Annotated in this window: 15 protein-coding genes; 3 read left to right on the top strand and 12 right to left on the bottom strand. The window is 52.9% G+C overall.

The features are described from left to right. Nucleotides 1-118: 118 nt before the first annotated feature. The 3 genes from BMW84_RS02870 to BMW84_RS02860 all read right to left on the bottom strand — a co-directional run bounded on the left by BMW84_RS02870 (nt 119) and on the right by BMW84_RS02860 (nt 3,247). Entirely contained in the window at nt 119-1,507 is a 1,389-nt protein-coding gene (locus tag BMW84_RS02870) for a hypothetical protein (RefSeq protein WP_091064260.1), read from the bottom strand. Nucleotides 1,508-1,737: 230 nt separating this feature from the next. Further along, nucleotides 1,738-2,619: a hypothetical protein gene (locus tag BMW84_RS24650; protein ID WP_091064258.1), complete on the bottom strand. Its 882-nt coding sequence runs from the start codon at nt 2,617-2,619 to the stop codon at nt 1,738-1,740. Between the two features lie 187 nt (nt 2,620-2,806). Beyond that, entirely contained in the window at nt 2,807-3,247 is a 441-nt protein-coding gene (locus BMW84_RS02860) for a MarR family winged helix-turn-helix transcriptional regulator (protein WP_091064256.1), read from the bottom strand. A gap of 163 nt (nt 3,248-3,410) precedes the next feature. Here BMW84_RS02860 and BMW84_RS02855 point away from each other — a divergent pair, with 163 nt between their 5' ends. Further along, complete coding sequence (locus BMW84_RS02855) at nt 3,411-4,646, top strand: multidrug effflux MFS transporter (RefSeq protein ID WP_217646114.1); 1,236 nt, start codon at nt 3,411-3,413, stop codon at nt 4,644-4,646. A gap of 55 nt (nt 4,647-4,701) precedes the next feature. Here the strand turns inward: BMW84_RS02855 and BMW84_RS02850 are convergent, their stop codons facing one another. Together BMW84_RS02850 and BMW84_RS02845 are read right to left on the bottom strand one after the other, a co-directional pair. Then, nucleotides 4,702-5,319: an HAD family hydrolase gene (locus BMW84_RS02850; protein ID WP_091064248.1), complete on the bottom strand. Its 618-nt coding sequence runs from the start codon at nt 5,317-5,319 to the stop codon at nt 4,702-4,704. Between the two features lie 18 nt (nt 5,320-5,337). Next, the gene (locus tag BMW84_RS02845; RefSeq protein WP_091064246.1) at nt 5,338-6,198 is read right to left on the bottom strand and encodes a helix-turn-helix transcriptional regulator; all 861 of its coding nucleotides are present in this window, start codon (nt 6,196-6,198) and stop codon (nt 5,338-5,340) included. Nucleotides 6,199-6,310: 112 nt separating this feature from the next. On the opposite strand from BMW84_RS02845, the gene BMW84_RS02840 reads away from it, so the two are divergent. Continuing rightward, a complete protein-coding gene (locus BMW84_RS02840; protein ID WP_091064244.1) occupies nt 6,311-7,153 on the top strand; it encodes an NAD-dependent epimerase/dehydratase family protein in 843 nt (280 codons plus the stop codon). Nucleotides 7,154-7,286: 133 nt separating this feature from the next. Here the strand turns inward: BMW84_RS02840 and BMW84_RS24645 are convergent, their stop codons facing one another. Next, nucleotides 7,287-7,439, bottom strand: a complete 153-nt coding sequence (locus tag BMW84_RS24645) for a hypothetical protein (RefSeq protein ID WP_175498653.1) — start codon at nt 7,437-7,439, stop codon at nt 7,287-7,289. 101 nt (nt 7,440-7,540) lie between these two features. Between BMW84_RS24645 and BMW84_RS02835 the strand changes: the two genes are divergently transcribed. Continuing rightward, nucleotides 7,541-8,290 carry a WecB/TagA/CpsF family glycosyltransferase gene (locus BMW84_RS02835; RefSeq protein WP_091064241.1) on the top strand — a complete coding sequence of 250 codons (750 nt, stop codon included), beginning with the start codon at nt 7,541-7,543 and terminating at the stop codon, nt 8,288-8,290. A 55-nt stretch (nt 8,291-8,345) separates the two neighbouring features. On the opposite strand, the gene BMW84_RS02830 is transcribed toward BMW84_RS02835, so the two are convergent. The 6 genes from BMW84_RS02830 to BMW84_RS02805 all read right to left on the bottom strand — a co-directional run bounded on the left by BMW84_RS02830 (nt 8,346) and on the right by BMW84_RS02805 (nt 21,137). After that, nucleotides 8,346-9,218 carry an amidohydrolase family protein gene (locus tag BMW84_RS02830; protein WP_091064239.1) on the bottom strand — a complete coding sequence of 291 codons (873 nt, stop codon included), beginning with the start codon at nt 9,216-9,218 and terminating at the stop codon, nt 8,346-8,348. Between the two features lie 21 nt (nt 9,219-9,239). Beyond that, nucleotides 9,240-12,362: a GNAT family N-acetyltransferase gene (locus BMW84_RS02825; protein ID WP_254772844.1), complete on the bottom strand. Its 3,123-nt coding sequence runs from the start codon at nt 12,360-12,362 to the stop codon at nt 9,240-9,242. Between the two features lie 175 nt (nt 12,363-12,537). After that, nucleotides 12,538-13,713 (bottom strand): ATP-binding response regulator, encoded by a 1,176-nt coding sequence (locus BMW84_RS02820; RefSeq protein ID WP_091064236.1) that lies wholly within the window; start codon nt 13,711-13,713, stop codon nt 12,538-12,540. A gap of 53 nt (nt 13,714-13,766) precedes the next feature. Then, nucleotides 13,767-17,306, bottom strand: coding sequence for a response regulator (locus BMW84_RS02815; RefSeq protein WP_091064233.1), 3,540 nt, complete (start codon nt 17,304-17,306; stop codon nt 13,767-13,769). A 253-nt stretch (nt 17,307-17,559) separates the two neighbouring features. Continuing rightward, nucleotides 17,560-18,207, bottom strand: coding sequence for a response regulator (locus BMW84_RS02810; RefSeq protein ID WP_091064226.1), 648 nt, complete (start codon nt 18,205-18,207; stop codon nt 17,560-17,562). A gap of 176 nt (nt 18,208-18,383) precedes the next feature. After that, entirely contained in the window at nt 18,384-21,137 is a 2,754-nt protein-coding gene (locus BMW84_RS02805) for an alpha-mannosidase (RefSeq protein WP_091064225.1), read from the bottom strand. Between the last annotated feature and the right edge of the window lies 1 nt (nt 21,138).

Raw genomic sequence — 21,138 nt, 5'->3', positions numbered from 1 at the left:
AAGCGATACACTAACTCAAAATGAGTCGGAGTATCGCTTTAAAGAAAGGATAAACAATCTATATCATTGTTCACTACGATAAACCACTGTTTGTTTATACAAAACATCAACTAATGACCTAAACAGAGAAAAAATACTCCTTAAATTGAGAATAATTATTTTTGGGGGCTCTATGATCGCTATGAGACTTGGAAACTGTGAAAGTATATCGATCATCCCCTTGAAATTTTAATTTAAAATGTTTACCTTCTTCAGTAATTTCAAAACCCAACTTTTTCATTTCCTTCTTGTTTTGTTTTGTAAGTCCTTTATCTGAAGTTAAGATTCGTTTTACCGAATTCAAAAATATCTCTTTATTATCCGACTTATCATTAGAATCTAGAATTGAAATAATCATATTCCTCATTCTCTCTGAACAAGCGCCACTATTCAATTTTTCTTTTAGTACTTCAAGAATAAGTTCCAACTGTTCATTTTTAAATATCTCTCTCTCATTTCCCTTAAATATAAGCGTAGGCAAGTCGTTAAATTCATTATCAGCCCTTATTTCAAGCTGTTGATTTAAATATTCATTTTCAGCTTCTAAGTTATTTATTCGTTCTTTTAATACATTAATTTCGTTAAAGGTGTACTCCATAAATTCTGTTAACTCTAAATTATTCCTTTTGTATTCTTCCAATCTTAACTTATATTTAATATCTTGTATGTATGACCAACGACATTCTTTGATCAAGGTTCTACTACTTAAAGTCTTTTGTACAAATGATCTAAGCTTAAATATATGGTCGGAGTCCTCACTATTGTAGTAATTATTTCGTGCACCTCCGGGCCAGTATATACCAATTGTTCCGTTATAGGGGTTTATTCCATTGGTAAGTTCTTTTATTTTCTTTGATACCTCTTTATTATCCTCGAAGTATACATGTGCAAATCCAGATAACCATTTTGCGAGTTCAGTTGGATTAATTAAGTAATCACCCGTAAAATATTTGCTTATGTAAACAACTGGAAATCGATTATTGGTTTCATTCTTCATGATTGCAACAATTTCCTGATAGTTTGTCAAATCAACTTTTTTGGGTTCCTTTTGAATTATTATTTTATCATCGTACATCGAACCTGTTTGTTCCATCAAAAGCTTTATTATATAGGGTCTAGAAGGAAGCTTACTGTATGTTTTTACATTAAATTCAGCTTTAGAAGTTACAATTGATACTAGAAAATTTTGATTTGTTTTATATCCAAGAACATCGGTTCTCCATTCACAATCTATGTCTTTTTTTGTATGTCTTACTCCACAATGAATACCCTCTTCGCCTTTTACATTCACAAATTCCAAAGATTCATTATGACTTGTATATTTCAGACCATCTTCTATCTCATTCAATTCCCCATGAATATCTAAAGTTGTATGCGGGCTATCCTTCATCCAATTTCTACATATAAGGAAAAATTCTTCGATAGTAGTATTTATAGATAATGGTAAAATTGTACTGAATCCAATCAAGTAATATTCCTCGCCTTCATTTTAATATCATATAATAGGTCTTGATAACATCACTTCATAGTTGCCTTCGAACACGTATAGGATATTCACTCTCCTACAATACCATATATTAGGTTACTCGTACGGCAACAATTCTCATGAAACGACAAAAACCTCACCCGGAAGTAGAAATTTGCACGTCTTTTGGACATAAAAAAACCCCACCTTTAGGTAGGGTCCATGGAAATGCTTTAAATTTCGCCACCGGCGGCGATATAAGCATCCAACGTACGTTTGAGCGATGACTTCTGCTCAGCACTTAAAACAACATCTTTATTCCGCTGGTTGCCTTCAAGTCGCATAATAGTTTTCTGAGAAGCAATGATTTGCTGTAATTTTTCAATTTGTTTGCTATCCAGCAATTCATCATGATACTCCCAAACACCAGGATTATTGAGGTCGGTGCTCATATCGCTTTCCGCCCCCATCAGTCCAGGGTCGATTTCGAACTTCATCCCATCAATATTAAAAACATAGTTTTTGATAAAAAGCCAATCCTGTCCAGCATATTGGATTTTTAAGTAAAGTCCAGAAACACTATCATTTTGAATGCCGAAGTAGGCATAAATTCCATTCTCGTTAATATACTTTGGAGCCGATTTATCTTGATACCAAGTGATTCCTTCAACTTCATCTACAGTCTTCACCATAGATGCAAGAGCCGCCTCTCTGTCAGCCTTAGCCTTTGCATCAGCGTCAGCTTTGGCTTTTGCATCAGCATCGGCTTTGGCCTTTGCATCTGCATCGGCTTTGGCCTTTGCATCTGCGTCTGCTTTGGCCTTCGCGTCGGCATCAGCTTTAGAAGCATCTTCCACTTTAGCTGCTCCGCTATTTTCAACATTCGCCACAGTCCCTACGGATTCATCAGCCGATACGGTATTTTCGGGACCAGCCACAGTATTTTCATCGGATTTGCTACCTGACGCAAATGCAAAAACAAACATAAGTACGAAACAAACACCTGCCGATATGAATGTTAGACGTGTTTTAGGTTTCTTTCGAATAGCCGAAATAATCCCCAAAATAATAAGAACAATTGACGCTACGAAAAATAGTGCAACGAGCACCGCCAACAAAAACTCCCCCAGTCTTCATCTAGTTATTCTTTCATTGCTCCCGATAGTTCAAACTTCATACTTCTGTGTAATACGACCTAAACCTCCTTTCGATACCATAATTCGACATCTAGGAAGATTTTTCCTTCAAAAATTTGGTTTTGCCACAAAACCGCCAACTTCTTACGTTTTCTCCAAATCAGCCCTACATTTTATTAATAATCCGATATAACTCGTTCAGCGCATGCTGGAGTGACGCGATCTCCTGGGGGGCCAGTGGCTCCAGTTTGGATTTCACCGATTGAAAAAGCGTATCCTGCAACTCCCGAAGCTTGGCAGCTCCCTTTGGCGTAATGCGGATATTGATGATTCTGCGGTCTTTTGCGTCATGCTCCCGCTCCACATCTCCGTTCTCGCACAGCTTGTCGATGATCGGCGTGAGCTGAGATTTGGCAATCTGGATTTCCTGGGCGAGCTCGGTCATGATGGCCGATTCCCGTTCCGACAAAATCATCAGCACATGGATGACCAGCGGGCTTACGATATGCCGGGTCTTCTGCTCATGCGGACGGATCAGCCTGCGATCCATTACAGTTAAAAGCGACGACAATCCTTGCGCCGCCTCGTTCAGCTTTTCATTTTCCATCCCATAACCGCCCCCGTGTTCATTCATTGATCTATTGACAATCCGCTGCCTGTCTCTTATTCTAGAAAAGTTAATATTTATGAACTATTTATTTTTATTAAATATTATCGGTTCTGTTATTGTATCACAAACTTTATTCTATGAACCAGGGGGCACGAAAGCTTTGAAAGAAACCGACATCCATGAGGCGCAGCCGGCTGCCAGACAGAAATTTCTGGGCTCGACGGGAATCGTCGCCTTTATCGCACTGATGAATATGTTCATCCCGCTGTCCACGGACTTGTATCTGCCTGCGTTGCCGAAGATGAGCGAATATTTTCACAGCAATGCGACGATTACTAACCTTACGCTGAGTATCTTTTTCATCTTTTATGCTATAGGCATTTTGTTCTGGGGACCGCTCAGCGACAAATACGGCCGCAAGCCGATTCTGATGCTGGGCAACCTGGTGTATATCGCCAGCACCGTAGCTTGCGCGTTATCCGGTAATGTGTATTTTCTGATCATCGCGCGGGCCGTTCAAGGCATCGGAGCCGGAGCAATTACAACTGTATCGGTCGCCATGGTTAAAGACTGTTTCTCCGGTAAAAAAAGAGAGAGCATTCTCGCCGTCATTCAATCCATTTCCGGGATCGCGCCCATGATCGCTCCGATTATCGGGGCATTCATCCTCAGCTTCTCCTCCTGGAGAGGTTCCTTTTGGACGCTTGCGGGAATCGGCGTGATCAACCTCGTGTTGACGCTGTTATACCAGGAATCGCTGCACGAACAAGAACGGTACAAAGGTACGCTGATGGGCTCCATGGGACGGCTCGTGGTGGTCGCCCGGAACCGGAGTTTCTTCTACCCGACGATCATCTTCTCGCTGCTGGCCCTGCCGTTCATGGGCTACATCGCCGTCTCGTCCTATATTTACGTGGATTCCTTCGGGCTGAACGAGCAAGTATACAGTTACTTTTTTGCCGCCAACGCGCTTGTGTCCATTCTAGGCCCGTTCCTGTATGTCCGCTTCTTCAGCAAAATGAACAAAAAGGCTTTCGCCACGGCCTGCTTTATCATCGGCGCTGCCAGCGGCGTGCTAGTCATGACCGTCGGTACGCACTCGCCGGCGCTTTTCTTGCTGACGTTTGTCTGGATGTCGCTGGCCTTTACGGCCACCCGGCCATTCAGCATGAGCATCCTGTTCCGCCAGCAGCAGGGCGACACCGGATCCGTCTCTTCGATCATCAACACCGTTACGACCGTGTTCGGCAGCGTCGGGATGGCGATCGCTTCGGTGCCTTGGGGCAATATCGTCGTCGGTTTGGGCGCCTTGATCACCGCTATCGCAGTGATTTCCATCGCCGGCTGGCTGGCGTTTTTGCGGTCCAAGATTCCGTTTCACGGCGTGAAGGAATAATTGGTGCAATCAAAAAGGATACCCTCAGCATATGGCTGCCGGTATCCTTTATTTTTCAAAACAATTCCAACAACCCATCCAAACGATCAATGGCATCATCATACCCGCTGGCTTCCCCGAACCCGTAACGTGCATAGATAAACGGAATTCCGGCAAATAACGCCGCCTTATGATCCCCTTCCGTATCTCCCACATATACCGGACTTTTGAGCTGATTCCGCTCCATCACCAGCTTGATGTTCTCGCCTTTCGACAGGCCCGTCCGTCCCGGATTCTCGTAATCCGTGAAATAGCCCCCCACTTGATGGTACGCGAAGAAAGATTCGATATATCCCTCTTGGCAATTGCTGACGATGAACAATTTATATTTGCGCGACAAGGCGATGAGTACCGGTTCCAGATTCGGGTACAGCTTCCCGCCCCGTTTGACCAGCGATTCGTTCTCCGCGTCACAACATTCGATCAGAATCTTATGCTGCCTCTCCGCTTCTACGTTCGGCAGCAACCGGCGCCCGACCTCCTCAATTTGCAGGCCCATCACCCCTTGAAGATCCTCTGCTGTAATGGGGCTAATGTCTTCTTTATAGTTCTCCAGCACGCTGTTCCAAGCTACGACCACCGTATCCGTGGAATCCCACAACGTACCATCCAGATCAAAAATAATGCTGTCCATCCTTTCGTCCTCCGGTTCTTAGTGTGTAGGGTCTGGAACCGTTATTGTTTCCAGTGCCGCCAGCTTGCCTAACGACCTCTCCAATCGTTCCGCCGTCTCCGGCGTCGCTGTATATACCATAACTTGCAGTCCCGGATGAGAGGGCAGGCAAAGGATCAGATGATCAAATTCCATGTCCCCGATGCGGGAATCAAACCACTGTTTATGGCATTCAGCTACGGTCTGCACGTCATGCAGCGGCCACTGCTCCCGAAACACCGGGCTGATCCGGGTGAACTCCTCAATTAGCTCGATAAATCTAGGATCATTGGGAAAATGTGCGTAATCCGCGCGGAAACGGGAAATGATCCGCTTTGCCCAGGCAAGTTTGTCCTGTACATCCGGCCGTTGATTGGTCAAAAAGAGCCGCATCCAGTTGGGCCGCTCGGCACCAGGCTCCGCAACCGGCGGAAAACGGAATACCAGCTCGGCCGCTTTATTCCAGAGCAGCAAATCCCAGCCTCTGCCGAGCACGAAAGCCGGATTCGGTTCCAGGGCCGCCACCATTCGCTCCAGCCCCGCGTTCATATGCGTATCCTCCAGCTCTTGCTGCTGTGCGGGTCTGGCCAGAAGGAGCAGATGCCGGCGTTCATCCTCGCTGAGCCGGAGCGCTTTGGCTATATTGTTCAGCACATCCTCCGACGGGTGTACATCTCTGCCCTGCTCCAGTGACGTGTACCAGGATGTCCCGATGTGGGCAAGCTGTGCTACCTCTTCCCGCCGCAGTCCCGGTGTCCGCCGCCGTCCATAGACGGTTATTCCCGCCTCTTCCGGCGCCAGCCTTTCCCTTCTTAAACGCAAAAAATCACCTAACGACGCTCTGGAAGAGATCGTGTCCATGTGGGCCTCCTCTTATCCTGACACTGCCAGTCCTATGATAAACGCAGGCAGGCAGCGAATATCTTGATTCATTATACTTCGAGTATACCATCAATACATGGGAGGATAAAAAATGATCATATGGGTCACAGGCGCTACAGGTAAAGTAGGAAGCCGGTTTGCTCCACGTTTGCTTCAGCATGGCCATCAGGTAAAAGTACTGGTCCGCGACGCGTCCAAAGCAGAAGCCTTGCGCGTTCAGGGAGCTGAAATTGTCGAGGGGAATCTGCTGGTGCCGGAGAGTTACATGGAGTCGCTCCGCGGGGTCGATGCCATCGTGCACCTGGCGGCACAGTTTCGCGGCGTAGACGAGGCAACCACATGGACGGCTAACCTCGACGGGACACTGGCGCTCGCGCAAGCTGCGCTGGAGGCGGGCGTACCGCGCTTTGTTTTTGCCAGCACTGGACAGGTTTACGGACCTGGGATTCATCCCAGACCGCACCGGGAAGATGATGAACTGCTGCCGGTTTTTGCCTATCCGCAAAGCAAAGCAGAAGCCGAAAAAGCGTTGCAGCAACTGTACCGCGAACAGAGCTTAGGCTTGCGCATCGTCCGGCTGCCGTTTGTCTATGGCGACGGCGATCCGCACATCACGGAGTTTCTGCCGCTTCTGCGAGACTGGCATCCGGCCAAACGGGTGCATATGAGTCATCACGCCGACGTCGCACAAGCATTGCGGCTTGCCGCTGTTACGCCAGGCATTGACGGCCGAATTTATAATGTAGCCGACGATGCCCCGATGACGGTCCTGCAGCTGCTCGAACTACACCACAGCGAATACACGCCTGAAGCGTCCCGCCAGGAGTTCAACCCTTGGGAAGGGATTGTCGATACAAGACGCATTCGCGAGGAATTGAATTTCCGGCCGATTTATCCATCCCTCTTCACGGCCCGGGATGCCGGGGCGCTGTAGAACAAGCTTTGTGTCTCAAGATCTCTTCCCAAGACTCATGTGCCGGAACCGGGATTCCCCCGTGTTTCGGCGCTTGTGTTATATGTTTAGAAACTCTTCGATTTTTATCTTTATTTCTTCCAGACTTCGGGAACTATTCATTTCGAAGTTGCAGGATATCTTCTTTAAACTCCCAACGATGCTCATAATCGTCTGTTACAAACTCCTCTGGCGATGCTTCCGAAAAATCATTAAGCACGACATACCACCCGCCGGGAATTCGTAACGGGACCAGCTTTAAAATCATGGATTTGCTCCTTTTATAGAATCGTCCACCAAATATATTCCAATAAGCCCCATCCGGTATGGTAATATTTCTTTATCTTCCGTATCCGGAAAGGAGAGCAAATGTCAGAAACAGTCGAAATATTAGGAGTCCCTTTTTCCAAGCTGACGCTTCATGAAACGGTACAGCATTTGACGGCCCATATCCAATCGGAGCAGCCGAAGCTTTTTCATCTGATTACCGCAAACCCGGAGATCGCCATTGTCCATCAGACGGATGTGCTGCTGCAAACCATCGTGCAGGAAGCGGATTTAATTACGCCGGACGGGATCGGGATCGTGTTTGCCGCCAAAAGAAAAGGCCAGCCGATCCAGGAACGGGTCACGGGTTACGATCTGCTGCTGCGCATGCTGGAGGCGGGCAACGAGAACCGTTGGAGCTTTTATTTTCTGGGCACCGATGAAGAAACCAGCCTCAATGCCGTGAACGAGATTCAGCGCCGCTACCCGAACGTATCCGTTGCCGGCAGACATAACGGCTTCTTCACGGCGGAAGAGGAGACATACATACTCGAGGACATTCAGCGTACCCAACCAACGATCTTGATTATTGCCATGGGCGCGCCCTATACCGATAAGTGGATTCACAAGCACAAGCAGAAGCTCGGTGGCGTAAAGGTGGTATTTGGCGTTGGGGGCAGCTTGGATGTTGTCGCAGGAAAAATAAAACCGGCACCCCGGATCTGGAAAGCCTTGAATCTGGAATGGCTTCACCGGCTGTTTACGGCGCCTGTCGCAAAAGGGCAGAAATCGCGCTGGCGGCGGCAAACCGCGCTGCCCAAGTTCTTTTACCGGGCAATCCTCCGAAAATAATAATAAAAGGCGCCGTAAGCTGGCGCCTTTTGCTTTGTATTCTCCACGTTTGTGCCTATTTCCCGATCCGCTCCCGGATGCGCGGGAACAAACCGAAGGCATTTTCGTAAAATACCTTCTCATGATGCTGCTCGGGTACAAGCCTGCGGATAAACTCCGCATACAGGTCGATTGGCGCGAGCGGCCAGTCGGTTCCGAAGAGCATTTTCTCGTAATGGTCGGAGTACACCAATGCCCGTCGGAAGTGGTCCATAAACAACGGTTCGTTCATGAACCGCTCGAAATGCGGGCGGTCGCCGACAACCAGGCCGGACAAATCGGCATAGACATTCGGATTCTTGGCGACGACTTCCGCCGCATCCATGACCCAGGGGTCCCCGAGATGGCAGATCATAAAGTTAACCCCGCGCTGCTGCAAAGCCAGCTCATCCACCGTTAAGGGATGCGAATATTTCAGCAGGCCGTTCATCGAATACGTATCGCCGGTATGGATGACGACGGGCAAGCCGTATTTGGCGGCCAATTCATAGACGGGACCATAGATTTTGTCGTACACAAAATGATGGTAATAGCCGGCATACAGCTTGATGCCCGCGACCTCCGGCGCCCTCAGCCGGGCTTCGATCCGGTCGAGCTCCTCTTGGGCCTCTGCGCCGTCCAGCCGGTTCGGGTTGATGCCGACGCATTCCATCAGGAACGAAGGAACTTTGTCTTCAAGATCAAGGCGCATCGGGTTCGGAGAAGTGGAGTCGGGGAAGGCTCCCTTGGACTGCTCCGTGACGCCCATTCCGATTCCGAGAATCACGTCGTTTCTAGCGAATTCCGCTTTTAGGCCTTCAGCGGTGTAGTCCACTTTGGACAATTCAGCAGCGGTGTGATGGAAGCTGTCGATATCCGAAAGGTGGATATGAATATCAATGATCGGCATTGTCGTTCTCCTTGGAATCCGTTAATTTTGGACGAAGCTTACCTTTAACAGGCCGTGAATATCTTCCAGCTCCAGCGGGATGTCCCCCATGACCATAAACGTCGGCTGCGTCCAGACGGTTTCGCCGCTGCGCAAGGTGAGCGGATGGTCTATGCCGTAATTATACACTTTATTATTCAAATAAGCCGTCGCTTTCTGGTTCGGATAATGGTTCACGATCTGGAGCAGGTCCTTGCGGCCGTTTGCGCCAAGACGGAACAACCCCTTCGTGTCGAAATCCGCTTCCACTTTCCCTGCAGGAAAACGACCTTGGTTCGGCGCTTCCATCCAGCCCTCGGAGAACACCGGCGAAGGCTGGAAGTAGCCCACTTCCGAGAAAACGAAATACGGCCATACCGCTCCGGCTTCATTGGTGATGGAATTCAACCGGCATAGCACCGGAACACCCGGCAGCATCAGGTAATGCTGGTGAACGGTAATTCCGCGGTTCGCTTCATGCTGCTCAATGGACATGCTGAGCCGAATCCCCTTCCAGACATTGCCGTAAACATCCGTTTGTTCTGTCCATGATGCTGTTTTCAGCTCCTTATGCCGGCTGTACGGCGACATGCCATGGACCCCGATGCCAAGTCCCCCGTGCCACGGGTTCCACCATGAACGCGGACCTGCTTTCGGATACGAGGTGTCGAGCCATTCCTGTCCTTTATATTTCAGGGAATGGACACTGTCACCGAATCCCGGAGCGGCCGCAATGGATAACACTCCGTTACCGGCTCTATACTCGGTTCCGGCTGGACCCTCCGCAGTCTCGAAAGTGACCGGCGTCCCATTCTGCGGGAACCACAGTGCCGTCCGTTCCTGGATGCGTTCCTCGCCGAGATAAACCATCCGCAGCCTGCGGGCGCCTTCGCCGCCATCCGCATAGACCGGCAAGGAGGCTGCTTGCGCTTCCTGCTCCGCCAGTACTGTCAGTTCTCCGGCTTTTTGTTCCCCGCTGCCGGCAGCTTGCACGTACAACTCCAGCTTACCGGACAACGGCATCATTTTCCGCTCGCTCAGTACCGCCTGGACTCCATCCGCGGCAAAGAGATTGCCATCGCCGAGCGACAAGTCCAGATGCGGATCCAGTACCGGGATCACATCTACCTGCTGTTTCCGGGCAAAGGCCCGGAAATCCGACCATGTGCGGAAGGTATTCAAGGCAAAAACAATCCCCTTGGTAGACACGGATTCCCCCGGGGCCAACACGCCCAGTGACTGCTCCAGTCCAAGCGTATATTCCGGCCGCTGAAGTTTCAGCGCCGGGTCCCAGCTTACGCCGCAGTTGCCGGTCGACTCCAGGCAGTACAGCCAGTTCTCGGTAAGCTTAGAGCTGTCCCAATGTCCCGGATCGCTCGCGTATTTATCGCCCATGTCGATAAACCGTCCCTGGTAAGGCATAATCAGGCGGCTGCCGTAGAAGCCGAAGTTCACCATTAGAAAGAGTTCATCTAGCTTCGTTGTTCCTGTATTACGGATTTCGTTGTTGAACTCGGCCACGCCGTTCGCGGACAAACGGACTAGGCTCTTCAGCTCCACGCCCGGGAATTCGTCGAGGTCATGGGTCGCTTCAAGCACCTGGCACTCCTGATCGCTGTAAATCTTCATATCCTTCGGTTTCTTCTTCGACAATTCTTCCGAGAACGGTTTGCCCAGCTTCGGAAACGCCCACCAGAACGAATGGATGGAACCGGGATATTCCAGCCACATCGCATTGTCGTTTTTATTGTAGTGCAAAGAATACGCTCCGTTTACGGCAACCCATTGTTCCCCCGCGTCCCCGCCGTACCGGCCGGTTAAGCCTTTCATCAGAACAGCTAGATGGCTTTTGAATGTAAAAGCCTCCTGGCCTTCGGGATAAGCCGTCACTTCAATGTCGCGGGAATACAAGCCGTATGCACGAAGAGTAAATGGAACCGGAACGACGGTTCTGCCCTTGGCGGGTACCGTAAACCGAACGCTTCGGCCGCTCCATTCCAGAAAGTCTTCTTCCGGCAGTTCGAACGAAAATGTCGCCGCAACGTCGAAATTGTTCTCCACATTGAGAGCCATCTCAGCCGGAAGTCCCGGATGCAGCGCCCGGGAAGGGAGAGCCGTCTTCAGCTTTACCGGAAATTTCGGAGCTACGCCGATGCGGAATTCCGCCTTCTTGCCGCCGATCAGCCACTTGCTGAACACAACCGGGTGAGTCTTCTTATTGCTTTGCTCCTCCCGGATCGGATCGATGCTGAATTCGCCCTCAAGGATGGCTGCTTCGCCAGGGGCCAACGTAAGGGAAGCTTGCAGGTCAAACCGGATATTTTTGTCGTCCTGTCCGGCAACCTCAAGCGTCAACTCGGAGGCCGAACGGTTCTTCACGTGATACCGTACGGGATAGGAAGAGCCGAAAACCAGGCCATGATTCGCAATCTCCGTGGAAATTTCGTAATCCGGTGTCTCCAGTGCCGTCAACCCGCGGCCGGATTTCTCGAATTCGGCGCGCAGGGCGATATCGCCCTTTTGCCAGGAGTAATTTAGAAAATCAAACCCGCGCTCGGTATCGCCGTCCGGTTGAATGACGATTTCGCGGGTGCTGTCGGCGTACCAGTCCAGCGCTGCAAAATACGGGGCCAGCGCTTCGGTCTGCAATACGGTCGGGATGAAATTCATGAGATGAACGTAGTCATCATTTTTCTCCCAGAAAAATCCGCATTTCTTGTACATCGGGACGGCTTTCGTATTCCCCGCCCAGGTAAACAAATCGAGTCGCGGCCATCCGGCTTCGATGGTCTTGCGGACCGCGCTCAGAATGAGGTTGCGGCCGACTTTATGGCCGTGGTAATCGGGCCGAACATTCAAAAGCGGTACATAAAGTGCACCTTCATCGTTCCGGTAATGCGCAAAGCTGCAGTAGCCGACAACCTCGTCGCCGGCAACGGCGAGAAACACATGCATATCGGAGGAAGCTGCCATGTCGCGGCGGACGCTCTCCTCGGTACGCTGGTAAGAGCCGCCGCCCCAGCTTTCGTTGCTCCGGTTCCACATATCGGCAAGCGCGGCGGCATAAGACGGATCGTATCCGACGATACGGACCTGTTCGGTAGGGGCAGTGATATTAGCGGTCATGATTTCATCTCCTTTGGATGCCAGTTTATTTCCTATGAGTCCTAATATACTATTAATTGGAAAGGAATGGCGAGGACATAAATCGTTTTAAACAAAGTTGACCGGAACCGGAGCAACAAAAAACCGCAGGCTCCGATATCGGAGACCTGCGGTTGGTTTGAACCCGATTATGTTATCAGTCCGGCTGGCCTTCCGTCACCTGGATCGTAAAGACAAATGCTGCGCCCTGCTCGACATTCGGCCGGGCATAGATGGTGCCGCCCATCAGTTCGACCAGCATTTTGCAGATCGATAGGCCCAGCCCCGTGCCGCCATACTTGCGGCTGATCGTCGCGCCGATCTGGGTAAACGGCTGGAATAGATACTTCATTTTATCGGCCTCGATGCCGATGCCCGTATCCTCCACGATAAATTCCAGCTGCAGCACGCCGTCGATCGCTTGTCTGAGCCGGGCATGAACCTTTACGCTGCCCCGGGAGGTGAACTTGATCGCATTGCCGATCAAATTGTTCAGCACCTGCCGCAGCCGGTTGGAATCCCCGATCAGAAATGTGGGGATCGCCGGATCCACATTCAATTCCAACTGCAGATTGCGTTCCATCGCCAGCGCCCGGAATAAGTCGATCGTCTCTTTCAGGCAGGAATGCAGGTTGAAGAGATGGTAATCGAGCTCCATTTTACCGGACTCAATTTTGGTGAAATCGAGGATATGGTTAATGACCGATAACAGCGCATGACCGCTTGTATGAATGATTTCCGCCATCTCCTGGTCATCCGTGCCCAGCTCCGAGGTCCGCAGCATATCTGACATGGCAATGATTCCGTTCAACGGCGTGCGAATCTCATGGCTCATCATCGCCAGGAATCCGCTCTTGATTCTCAGGGCCACTTCGGCTGTCTCTTTCAGCTCTTTAAGCACAACGTTGGCGGCTTCCAGCTCCTGTGTCTTGAGCTGCAGATCTTTACGGGTCATATACATACGGACAAAACCGTCGATTTTGCTCTTGAGCACGAGCGGATGAAACGGCTTCGTCAGAAAATCGATAGCCCCCGCCGTATAAGCCATCATGTAAGTCTCCAGCTCCGAGGTCAGCGAAGTCAGAAAGATAATCGGGATATCCCGCGATTTTTTGCGCATTTTGATACGCTTGGCCGTTTCGAAGCCATCCATGTCGGGCATCAAGACGTCCATAATGATGAGCGCGAATTCCTGCTCCAGCAGGAATTTCAGCGCATCCATCCCCGAGGTGGCGTGGACCAGCTGGTACGGCTTGTCCGCCAGCAATGCCTGTATGGATGTGTATTCGTCGGGACGGTCGTCGACAAGCAAAATATTCACCTGATAATCCATAGTTCCTCCTGGAAGTGATTAGTATAAATTGGGCTGTGACTGAAGTTCAGAAGCTATTGGATTAACCACGCCTTTAGCACGGTGACCAGCTGCGTCGTATTGATCGGTTTGGAAATATAGTCCGACGCTCCGGCCTGCAGGCATTTGATCCGGTCTTCTTCCAGGGCCCTTGCCGTCAGGGCAATAATGACAATCCGGTCATACGACGGATTCGCCCGAATCCGTTTCATTGTCTCGTAACCGTCCATTTCCGGCATCATGATGTCCATAAAGACGAGCTGGGTTTCGGGATGCTGCTCCAGATGAGCCAGCGCCTCCAGGCCGTTCTGGGCAAAGCTGATCTCCATATTATACCCTTCCAGCACGCTCGACAACGCAAAAATATTGCGCATATCGTCGTCCACCAGCAGAATGTGCTTTCCGGCAAATGCCGCCTCCGGATTATGCAGCTTCTCGATCAGCTGCTGCTTATCCGGCGGAAGATCGGCATGTTTACGGTGAAGGTAGAGGGCCGTCTCATCGTACAGCCGCTCCATGGAGCGTACATTTTTGATGACGATGCTTTCGGCGTAATGCTTCAGGCGCTGTTCGTCGCCTTTGCTGAGATCCTTGCCAGTGTAAATGATGACCGGCAGCGTCTGCAGTTTGCGGTTCGTCTTGATCTGCTCCAGCAGCGCGAAGCCGCTGATATCCGAGAGGCCAAGGTCAAGCACCATACAGTCAAAATGATGCGAGACCAGCTTCTCCAGTGCCTCCCGCCCGGTGCCGACGGCGACGATCCGCACGTCCGGATGGGCGATAAACTCCACGAGACTTTTCCGCAGCGTCTGGTTGTCTTCGACGATAAGCATGCTTTTGACGGGCCGGCGGATATAGGTCTCGATCTGAAGGAAGGCGGCTTCCAGTTCGGCCTGGTCGCTCGGCTTCTTCCAGAACGAGAGCGCCCCCATCGCCAGGCTCTGCTGGTTCACTTCGGTTGTGGAGATGACATGGACCGGAATGTGGCGCAGCTCCGGCCGGCTCTTCAGCCGGCTGATGATCGCCCATCCGTCGAGCACCGGCAGATGCAGGTCAAGCAGAATCGCATCCGGCTTATAGGCATGGGCGAGGGCCAGGCCTTGGTCACCCTGGAAGGACACGATGGCCTTGAATCCTCTGCTGCGCGCCAGCTTAAGCAGAATCGCCGCAAATTCTGCGTCCTCCTCAATGATCAGGAGCAGCGTATCGCCGCTTAAGATATTATGGCGATCATCGTCCATCTCCGAATACTGCAGCAGCTTCGGATTGGAGATCGAAATATCCGGAACAAAGGATTCGCGGAAGGAAGGATGTTCGTGCACGGCCGATTCCGCCGTGTCCATACTCGGGCTTGCGGCAGCGGCCAATGTGGCGGCAGCCTGGGTGATCGCATGCTCATCCGGCAGCGCTTCAGGCAGGTAGAGGAAGAAGGTGCTTCCTTTGCCTTCTTCGGAATCGACTTCGATCCTTCCGCCGAGCATTTCGGCCAGCTCGCGGCAAATCGTGAGGCCCAGGCCCGTACCGCCGTATTTCCGGCTGGTCGTACCGTCGGCCTGCTGGAACGCTTCAAAAATGCTGTCCAGCTTGGAAGCGGCGATGCCGATCCCCGTATCGCTAACCGCAAATACGATCTCATTGCCGCTAGTGCGGATCGAGAGCGAGACCGAGCCATGCTCCGGCGTGAACTTCACCGCGTTGGACAGCAGGTTGTTGAGAATCTGCTGGAGACGGTGCCCGTCGGTCATCAGATGCTCCGGTACCCGGCTGTCGCAGTGAACGTCAAAGCGCAGATGTTTTTTCTTCGCCTGCTGGTCAAAGCGGCGGTAGATATGGCTGCTGATGTCGTGCATCGAGACCGGCTCGATGACTGCCGTCATTTTTCCGACCTCCAGCTTGGCCAAATCGAGGATTTCATCGATCAATTGAAGCAGGTCTTTGCCCGCGGAGAAGATCGTATGCACATATTCCAGCTGCTTGTTGTCCAAATTGCCTTCCTTGTTCTCGGCCAGAATCTGCGACAGGATCAGCAGGCTGTTCAGCGGCGTCCGCAGCTCATGGGAGACATTGGCAAGGAATTCCGATTTATACTGGGCGGCCATAAAGATTTCTTCCGCCTGCGCTTCGATTTCAGCCTTCTGCTGTGCCGTCAGCTCCATTTGTTCCTGCAAATTGCGGTTGGACACCGCCAGCTCTTCCGTCTGGGCAGCCAGCTCCTGCGTTTGCGCCGACAGCTCTTCGGTCTGGGCCTGAAGCTCTTCCGCTTGGGCTTCCAGCTCTTCCTTCTGTTCCCGAAGCTCCATCGTTTGCCCCAAGAGCTGATCGGCCTGCTCCTTAATCTCGTCTTTCTGTCTTGCCGTCAGTTCCATTTGTTCCTGCAAATTGCGGTTGGACACCGCCAGCTCTTCCGTCTGGGCAGCCAGCTCCTGCGTTTGCGCGGACAGCTCTTCCGTCTGGGCCTGAAGCTCTTCCGCCTGGGCTTCCAATTGCTCCTTCTGTTCCTGCAATTCCCGGGTTTGCGCCAAAAGCTCATCGGCCTGCTCTTCGATTTCCGACTTTTGCCGGGCAGTCAGCTCCATTTGCTCCTGCAGATTGCGGTTGGAATCGGCCAGTTCATCCGTCTGCGCCAGCAGCTCTTCTTTTTGCGCTTCCAATTCTTCCGTCTGTGCCTGCAGCTCTTCCGTCTGCGCCTCCAGCTCTTCCTTCTGCAACTGCGTCTCGTTCAACAATTCTTCGATGCGGGCCACATCGGCCAGCGTATTCAAAAGCACGCCCATGTTATGTCCGGTGCGTTCGATCAGCTGCAGTTCTTTATCCCCGATCCCGTTCATCGCCGCAAGCTCGACGACAGCGACCACTTCGCCCTCATAGAGCAGCGGCAGCACGATAAGCGTGGAGGGCGCGGTCTCGCCAAGACCGGAATGCACCCGTACATAGTTGTCGGGCAGATCGTCCAGGATCACCGTCTCCCGGTCCAGTGCGCATTGTCCCACCAATCCGCTGCCCAAAGCAATCGGCTCTTGGCGGATGGAAGCTTCGTCAAAGGCGTATCCGGCGGTAAACTGCAATCGGTCGCCCTGCTTCAGATACATCGCCCCGTAGATGCCGCCGACTGCGGAGGCCAGCCTGCCGACAAAAATGCGGGCCGCCGTCTGCAAATGCACGGAGCCTTGAAGCATCAGCGCCATCTCCGATACCTGCGTATTGATCCAGACTTGCTCCTCGGCTTTCAAACGCAGACCGCGCTCTTCTTCCGTTTTATTGTGCAGATCGACGCCGAGCCCGTAAAAGGATTGCGCCAGCTGGCCGAATTCATCGCTGCCGGTCACAAGGCCCGAGGCATCCAACGAGCCCCCGGCAATATCTGAAGAGATTTTCGTAATGACATTGAATCCCCGGTCGACCTTCCGGTACAGGCTGTTCATGAGGGTGATTCCGGCAAAAATGCCCGCGGTACCGATCCCGATAAACAGGGTCAGCGCTCCCCCCTGCAGATAGATACCCGCGAGCGTAATCATCCCGCCAAGCAGAATAATAAAAGCGATCGTTGCGATGCTGATCTGTTGTTTGATAGTCATATGTGTCCGCCTTTATCTCGCTAGATTATTTTCAAACCACACTTAATTATACTTTTTATAGAAAGCACGCGGTAGTGCAAACATTTCATAGTCTGGCCCCGTCTTTACCGGCAAAAATGTAAATCTCTGAATATAGCTAACTAAAAAGATAGCACGCCGCGGCAGCAAAAACAAAAGTGACATGCCGCCAATAACGGATAAGGCATGCAAGAGACACAAATAAAAAATCCGGCGGATGCCGGATCTTGTCCTTCTACATTTTAATGAGGCCCTTCTCCAGAGCCGCAGCGACGGCCTGCGGTCTCGAATCCACGCCAAGCTTGTTGTATATGCTGGTCAAATGGGCTTTCACCGTCCGTTCGGCGATCCCCATATCGCAGGCAATTTCCTTGCTTTTGAACCCCCGGGCCACATGCAGCAGGATCGTGCGCTCCTTATCCGTAAGCAAGTCTGCATCGGTGGGAACCGGTTGTTCCTGCTTCGGCATCTCCCTCGCCGCAATCACCCGCTGCATTACATCCGCCGAGAGCAGCGTCTCCCCGCGCACCGCAGATTCGATATTCCTGAATAGATTCTCCCGGTCCGTATCCTTGAGCAAGTATCCTTTCGCCCCAAGCGCCAGCCCGCTGATCATCAGGTCATCCTCGTTATAGGTCGTCAAAATAATGACCGGCACGTCCCAGCCCCTGTGCTTGATCCCCTTCATCGCTTCAAGTCCGCTGAGCACCGGCATATTGAGATCCATCAGCACCACATCCGGCTTCAACCTGCCGATCATGTCGAGCGCTTCTTCCCCGTTCGCCGCTTCGCCGACAACGTTATAGCGGTCGCTTGTCTCCAAAATCATTTTTAGCCCTTCGCGCACCACAAAATGATCATCCACTATCAATAGGTTTATCATCCGTAATCTCCTTCAACTTGCGCTTCATGCACCTTTCCTTACCTATGATTAAAGCATACCTTCCCAGGGCTGGCGGAAGCAACCTTTTAGCGGTTCCGGGTACGAAAACGAGAGCAGCCATTCTTCCATCGTTGGAAGATAGCTGCTCTCGTTGTTCATTCAATGAACTTAACGGCTTAACCGAGCGCTGGTTGGATGCCGATGGTCACGATTTCGTGCCCGCGCACGGGCACTCGGAAGGTTTCTCCCGCTCCCAGCTTCGCGCCGGCAGCCTCCCGTTCCAGCACATCGGACAAATAATACGCCGCACCGCCCGCGGTATCAACCGCAAGCGCACTGGCTTCGGCTTTCAGATTGAAGCAGCGCAGCATCAGGTCGCCGCGTTCTTCGTTCATTTTTAATGAAGAGAAGGCAAGCGCGTCGCCATTCCAGCGCAGCAAAGCATGGCCGTCGGTCAGCGGCCCGGCATGGATTCCGGTTTGCGCTGCGGCCCATGGAATCTGGAACTGGTACGCTTCTCTCCAGGCTTCCGACTCCACGATGCCGCCGTCATGCGGGAGAAGCAGCATTTCTGCGCGCTGCTCGCCCAGGCATTGCGCTTCCGGCGTAGGGAACCAGCCCCAATCGCCCAGTTCGCCCGTGCAGCGCAGCAGGGTCACCGCGATCGTATTGCGGCCGTCGCGTTGCACCTCGTATTCATGCAAGCCTTTGCCCGCAACGCACAGCCCGGCGTCAAGCGCCGACACGTCGACGAAGTTCTGCTGATGCTGCGTATTGCTCGGGTTCAGCCACTCCGCCGCCGGCTCGTTGTTCCGCTCGGCCAGTTCGAACATCGAATCCGCGTGATGTACCGCCGCGTCCAGGTCGGTCGGGAACAACATCCGTACACGGTGGTCCTTGGCGGTATTGATGATCGTGCTTTCGATGACCAGCCCTTTGCCGCCATGTTCCAGCCGCAGCACGGTCCGCAGCTCCAGCTTGACCGTCTCGGCGGAGCGTCCGGCTTTGCGCTCAGGGTAATAGACCAGCGCCCGCTGCTCTTCTTCCAGCAGATCGTCCGCCGACGCCGGGATCTCCCAGGCGTGACGGATCTCCACGGAAGCGCGGAACGGCGTGTCCTCAAGCACGGTAATCGAGGCCGTGAGCCCGCGAGTCGTGAGCGGGCTCGTTCCGTCCGGCTGACGATACATATACTCGTTGCCGATGTCGCCCGTGTTCTCGTACACGCCGAGATCACGGTACACGCGGCCGCTGGATTTATGAACCAGCGTGAAGGAGCCGTCGGCGGCAATCTCGACCCGCAGATTGCCGTTCTCCAGGACGCGCCCGCCTTGAACCAGCGGGACGTCCTGTGAGGCGCTGCCGGGCGCAGCGGCAGCGCGTTCTTTGCGGACCCAGGCATAGGTCCGCAACCCCAGCGCCGGCACAGCCTCCGCCGCAAAGGTCAATCTGACCTTGCGGCACATATACGCCTGGCGGAAGCGGTCCTCCGGCAAGTCGTAGCCAAACGACAAGCCCAGGTCCTCCACCGCGCAAGGCAGCTCCTGCCCCTGCGCGTCCACCAGCACCCGCCCGGCTAAGGAGACGTTCCGCATCCGCCGGGCGGTCTCCTCCAGCGGCAGCCCTTCGCGCAGGTACAGCCGGTCCGCGTCGAGCTCGACGCGGACCGTACCTGTGCGGCTCCAGCCGCTGGTGTTGACCACGACCAGCGGCAGCGCGTCCGCGCCGTGGTCGGCAAATCCGGCGGTGTCGGCCGCTCCGGCCACCGCCGCCAGGCTGTCCGCCACGATGCCTTCGGCGACGTGGCGGCTCTTGTCGAACCGGGTGACCATCTCCCGGTGCACCTCATCCACGCTGCAGCCGCAGATGGAGTCATGCGGATGGTTTTGCAGCAGCGTTTTCCAGGCATAGGTAAACAGATGATGCGGATAATCGCCGCCGCTCAGCTTCGCCATGGCCGCCAGCGGTTCGGCGACCTTCTCCAACAGCGCCTGGCCGGCCTGATTCATCTGCTTCAGATAAATCCGCGAGGAAGCGGTGTTGACCAGCGTGCCCCAGCCGTCGGTCCGCTGGCTGCGCAGCTCGCCTTTGACCGTGGACAGCCCGCGCTCCCGCGCCGCAGCCTCCACCGCCTGCACGTAATCCGCGAAGTTGGAATGGATAAAATCGACGTCCGGATACAGCCCGTTCGCCAGCCGGATCGCTTCCGGCAAATCGAGCTGCAGCGGCTGATGGTCGCAGCCGTTCATGAACAGCAGATGATCCGTCGCCGCGAATTTGCGCGCGTCGGCCAGCTTGCGTTCCCAGAACGCCTCGGCCGCTTTCTTGTCCGCCGGAATCTCGTTGCCGTTGGAATACCAGTTGGCGAACAGGATGCCAAGCACCTTCGAGCCATCCGGCCCCTCCCAGATCAGCTCGGAATACGAAGACTCATAGCCGTCGTCGGAGACGGTATTATTGAAGCCCGTCGGCTTGACGCCGCGGCCGAAGAAAGCATTGCCGATTCCCGCCTGCTGCATGAGCTGCGGAATCTGCCCTGTTAGGCCGAATGTATCGGGGAAATACCCGATGCGCGACACTTCGCCGTAAACGGCGGCGTCCTTATGCCCGATCTGCAGATTGCGTACATTCGCTTCGGAGCTGGTCAGGAAGGCGTCCTGCAAAATGTACCATGGCCCGATAAAGATCCGCCCCTCACGGATATGGCGCACCAGGCGCTCCCGCTGCTCCGGCCGGACCTGAAGATAATCCTCGATGATGATCGTCTGGCCGTCGAAGAAAAAGCTGCGGAATTCCGGCTCTGCGTCCAGCTTGTCGAGCAGGCTGTCAATCAGCCGCACCAGCCGGATGTGATGAAGCTCGTAAGGCAAATACCATTCCCGGTCCCAGTGGGTATGCGAAATAATATGCGCGGTTTGCCGATGTGCCATA

This window comes from Paenibacillus sp. NFR01, from assembly GCF_900111565.1.
Taxonomy (GTDB): Bacteria; Bacillota; Bacilli; order Paenibacillales; family Paenibacillaceae; genus Paenibacillus_AQ.
This window is presented reverse-complemented; position numbering and strand designations above follow the sequence as displayed.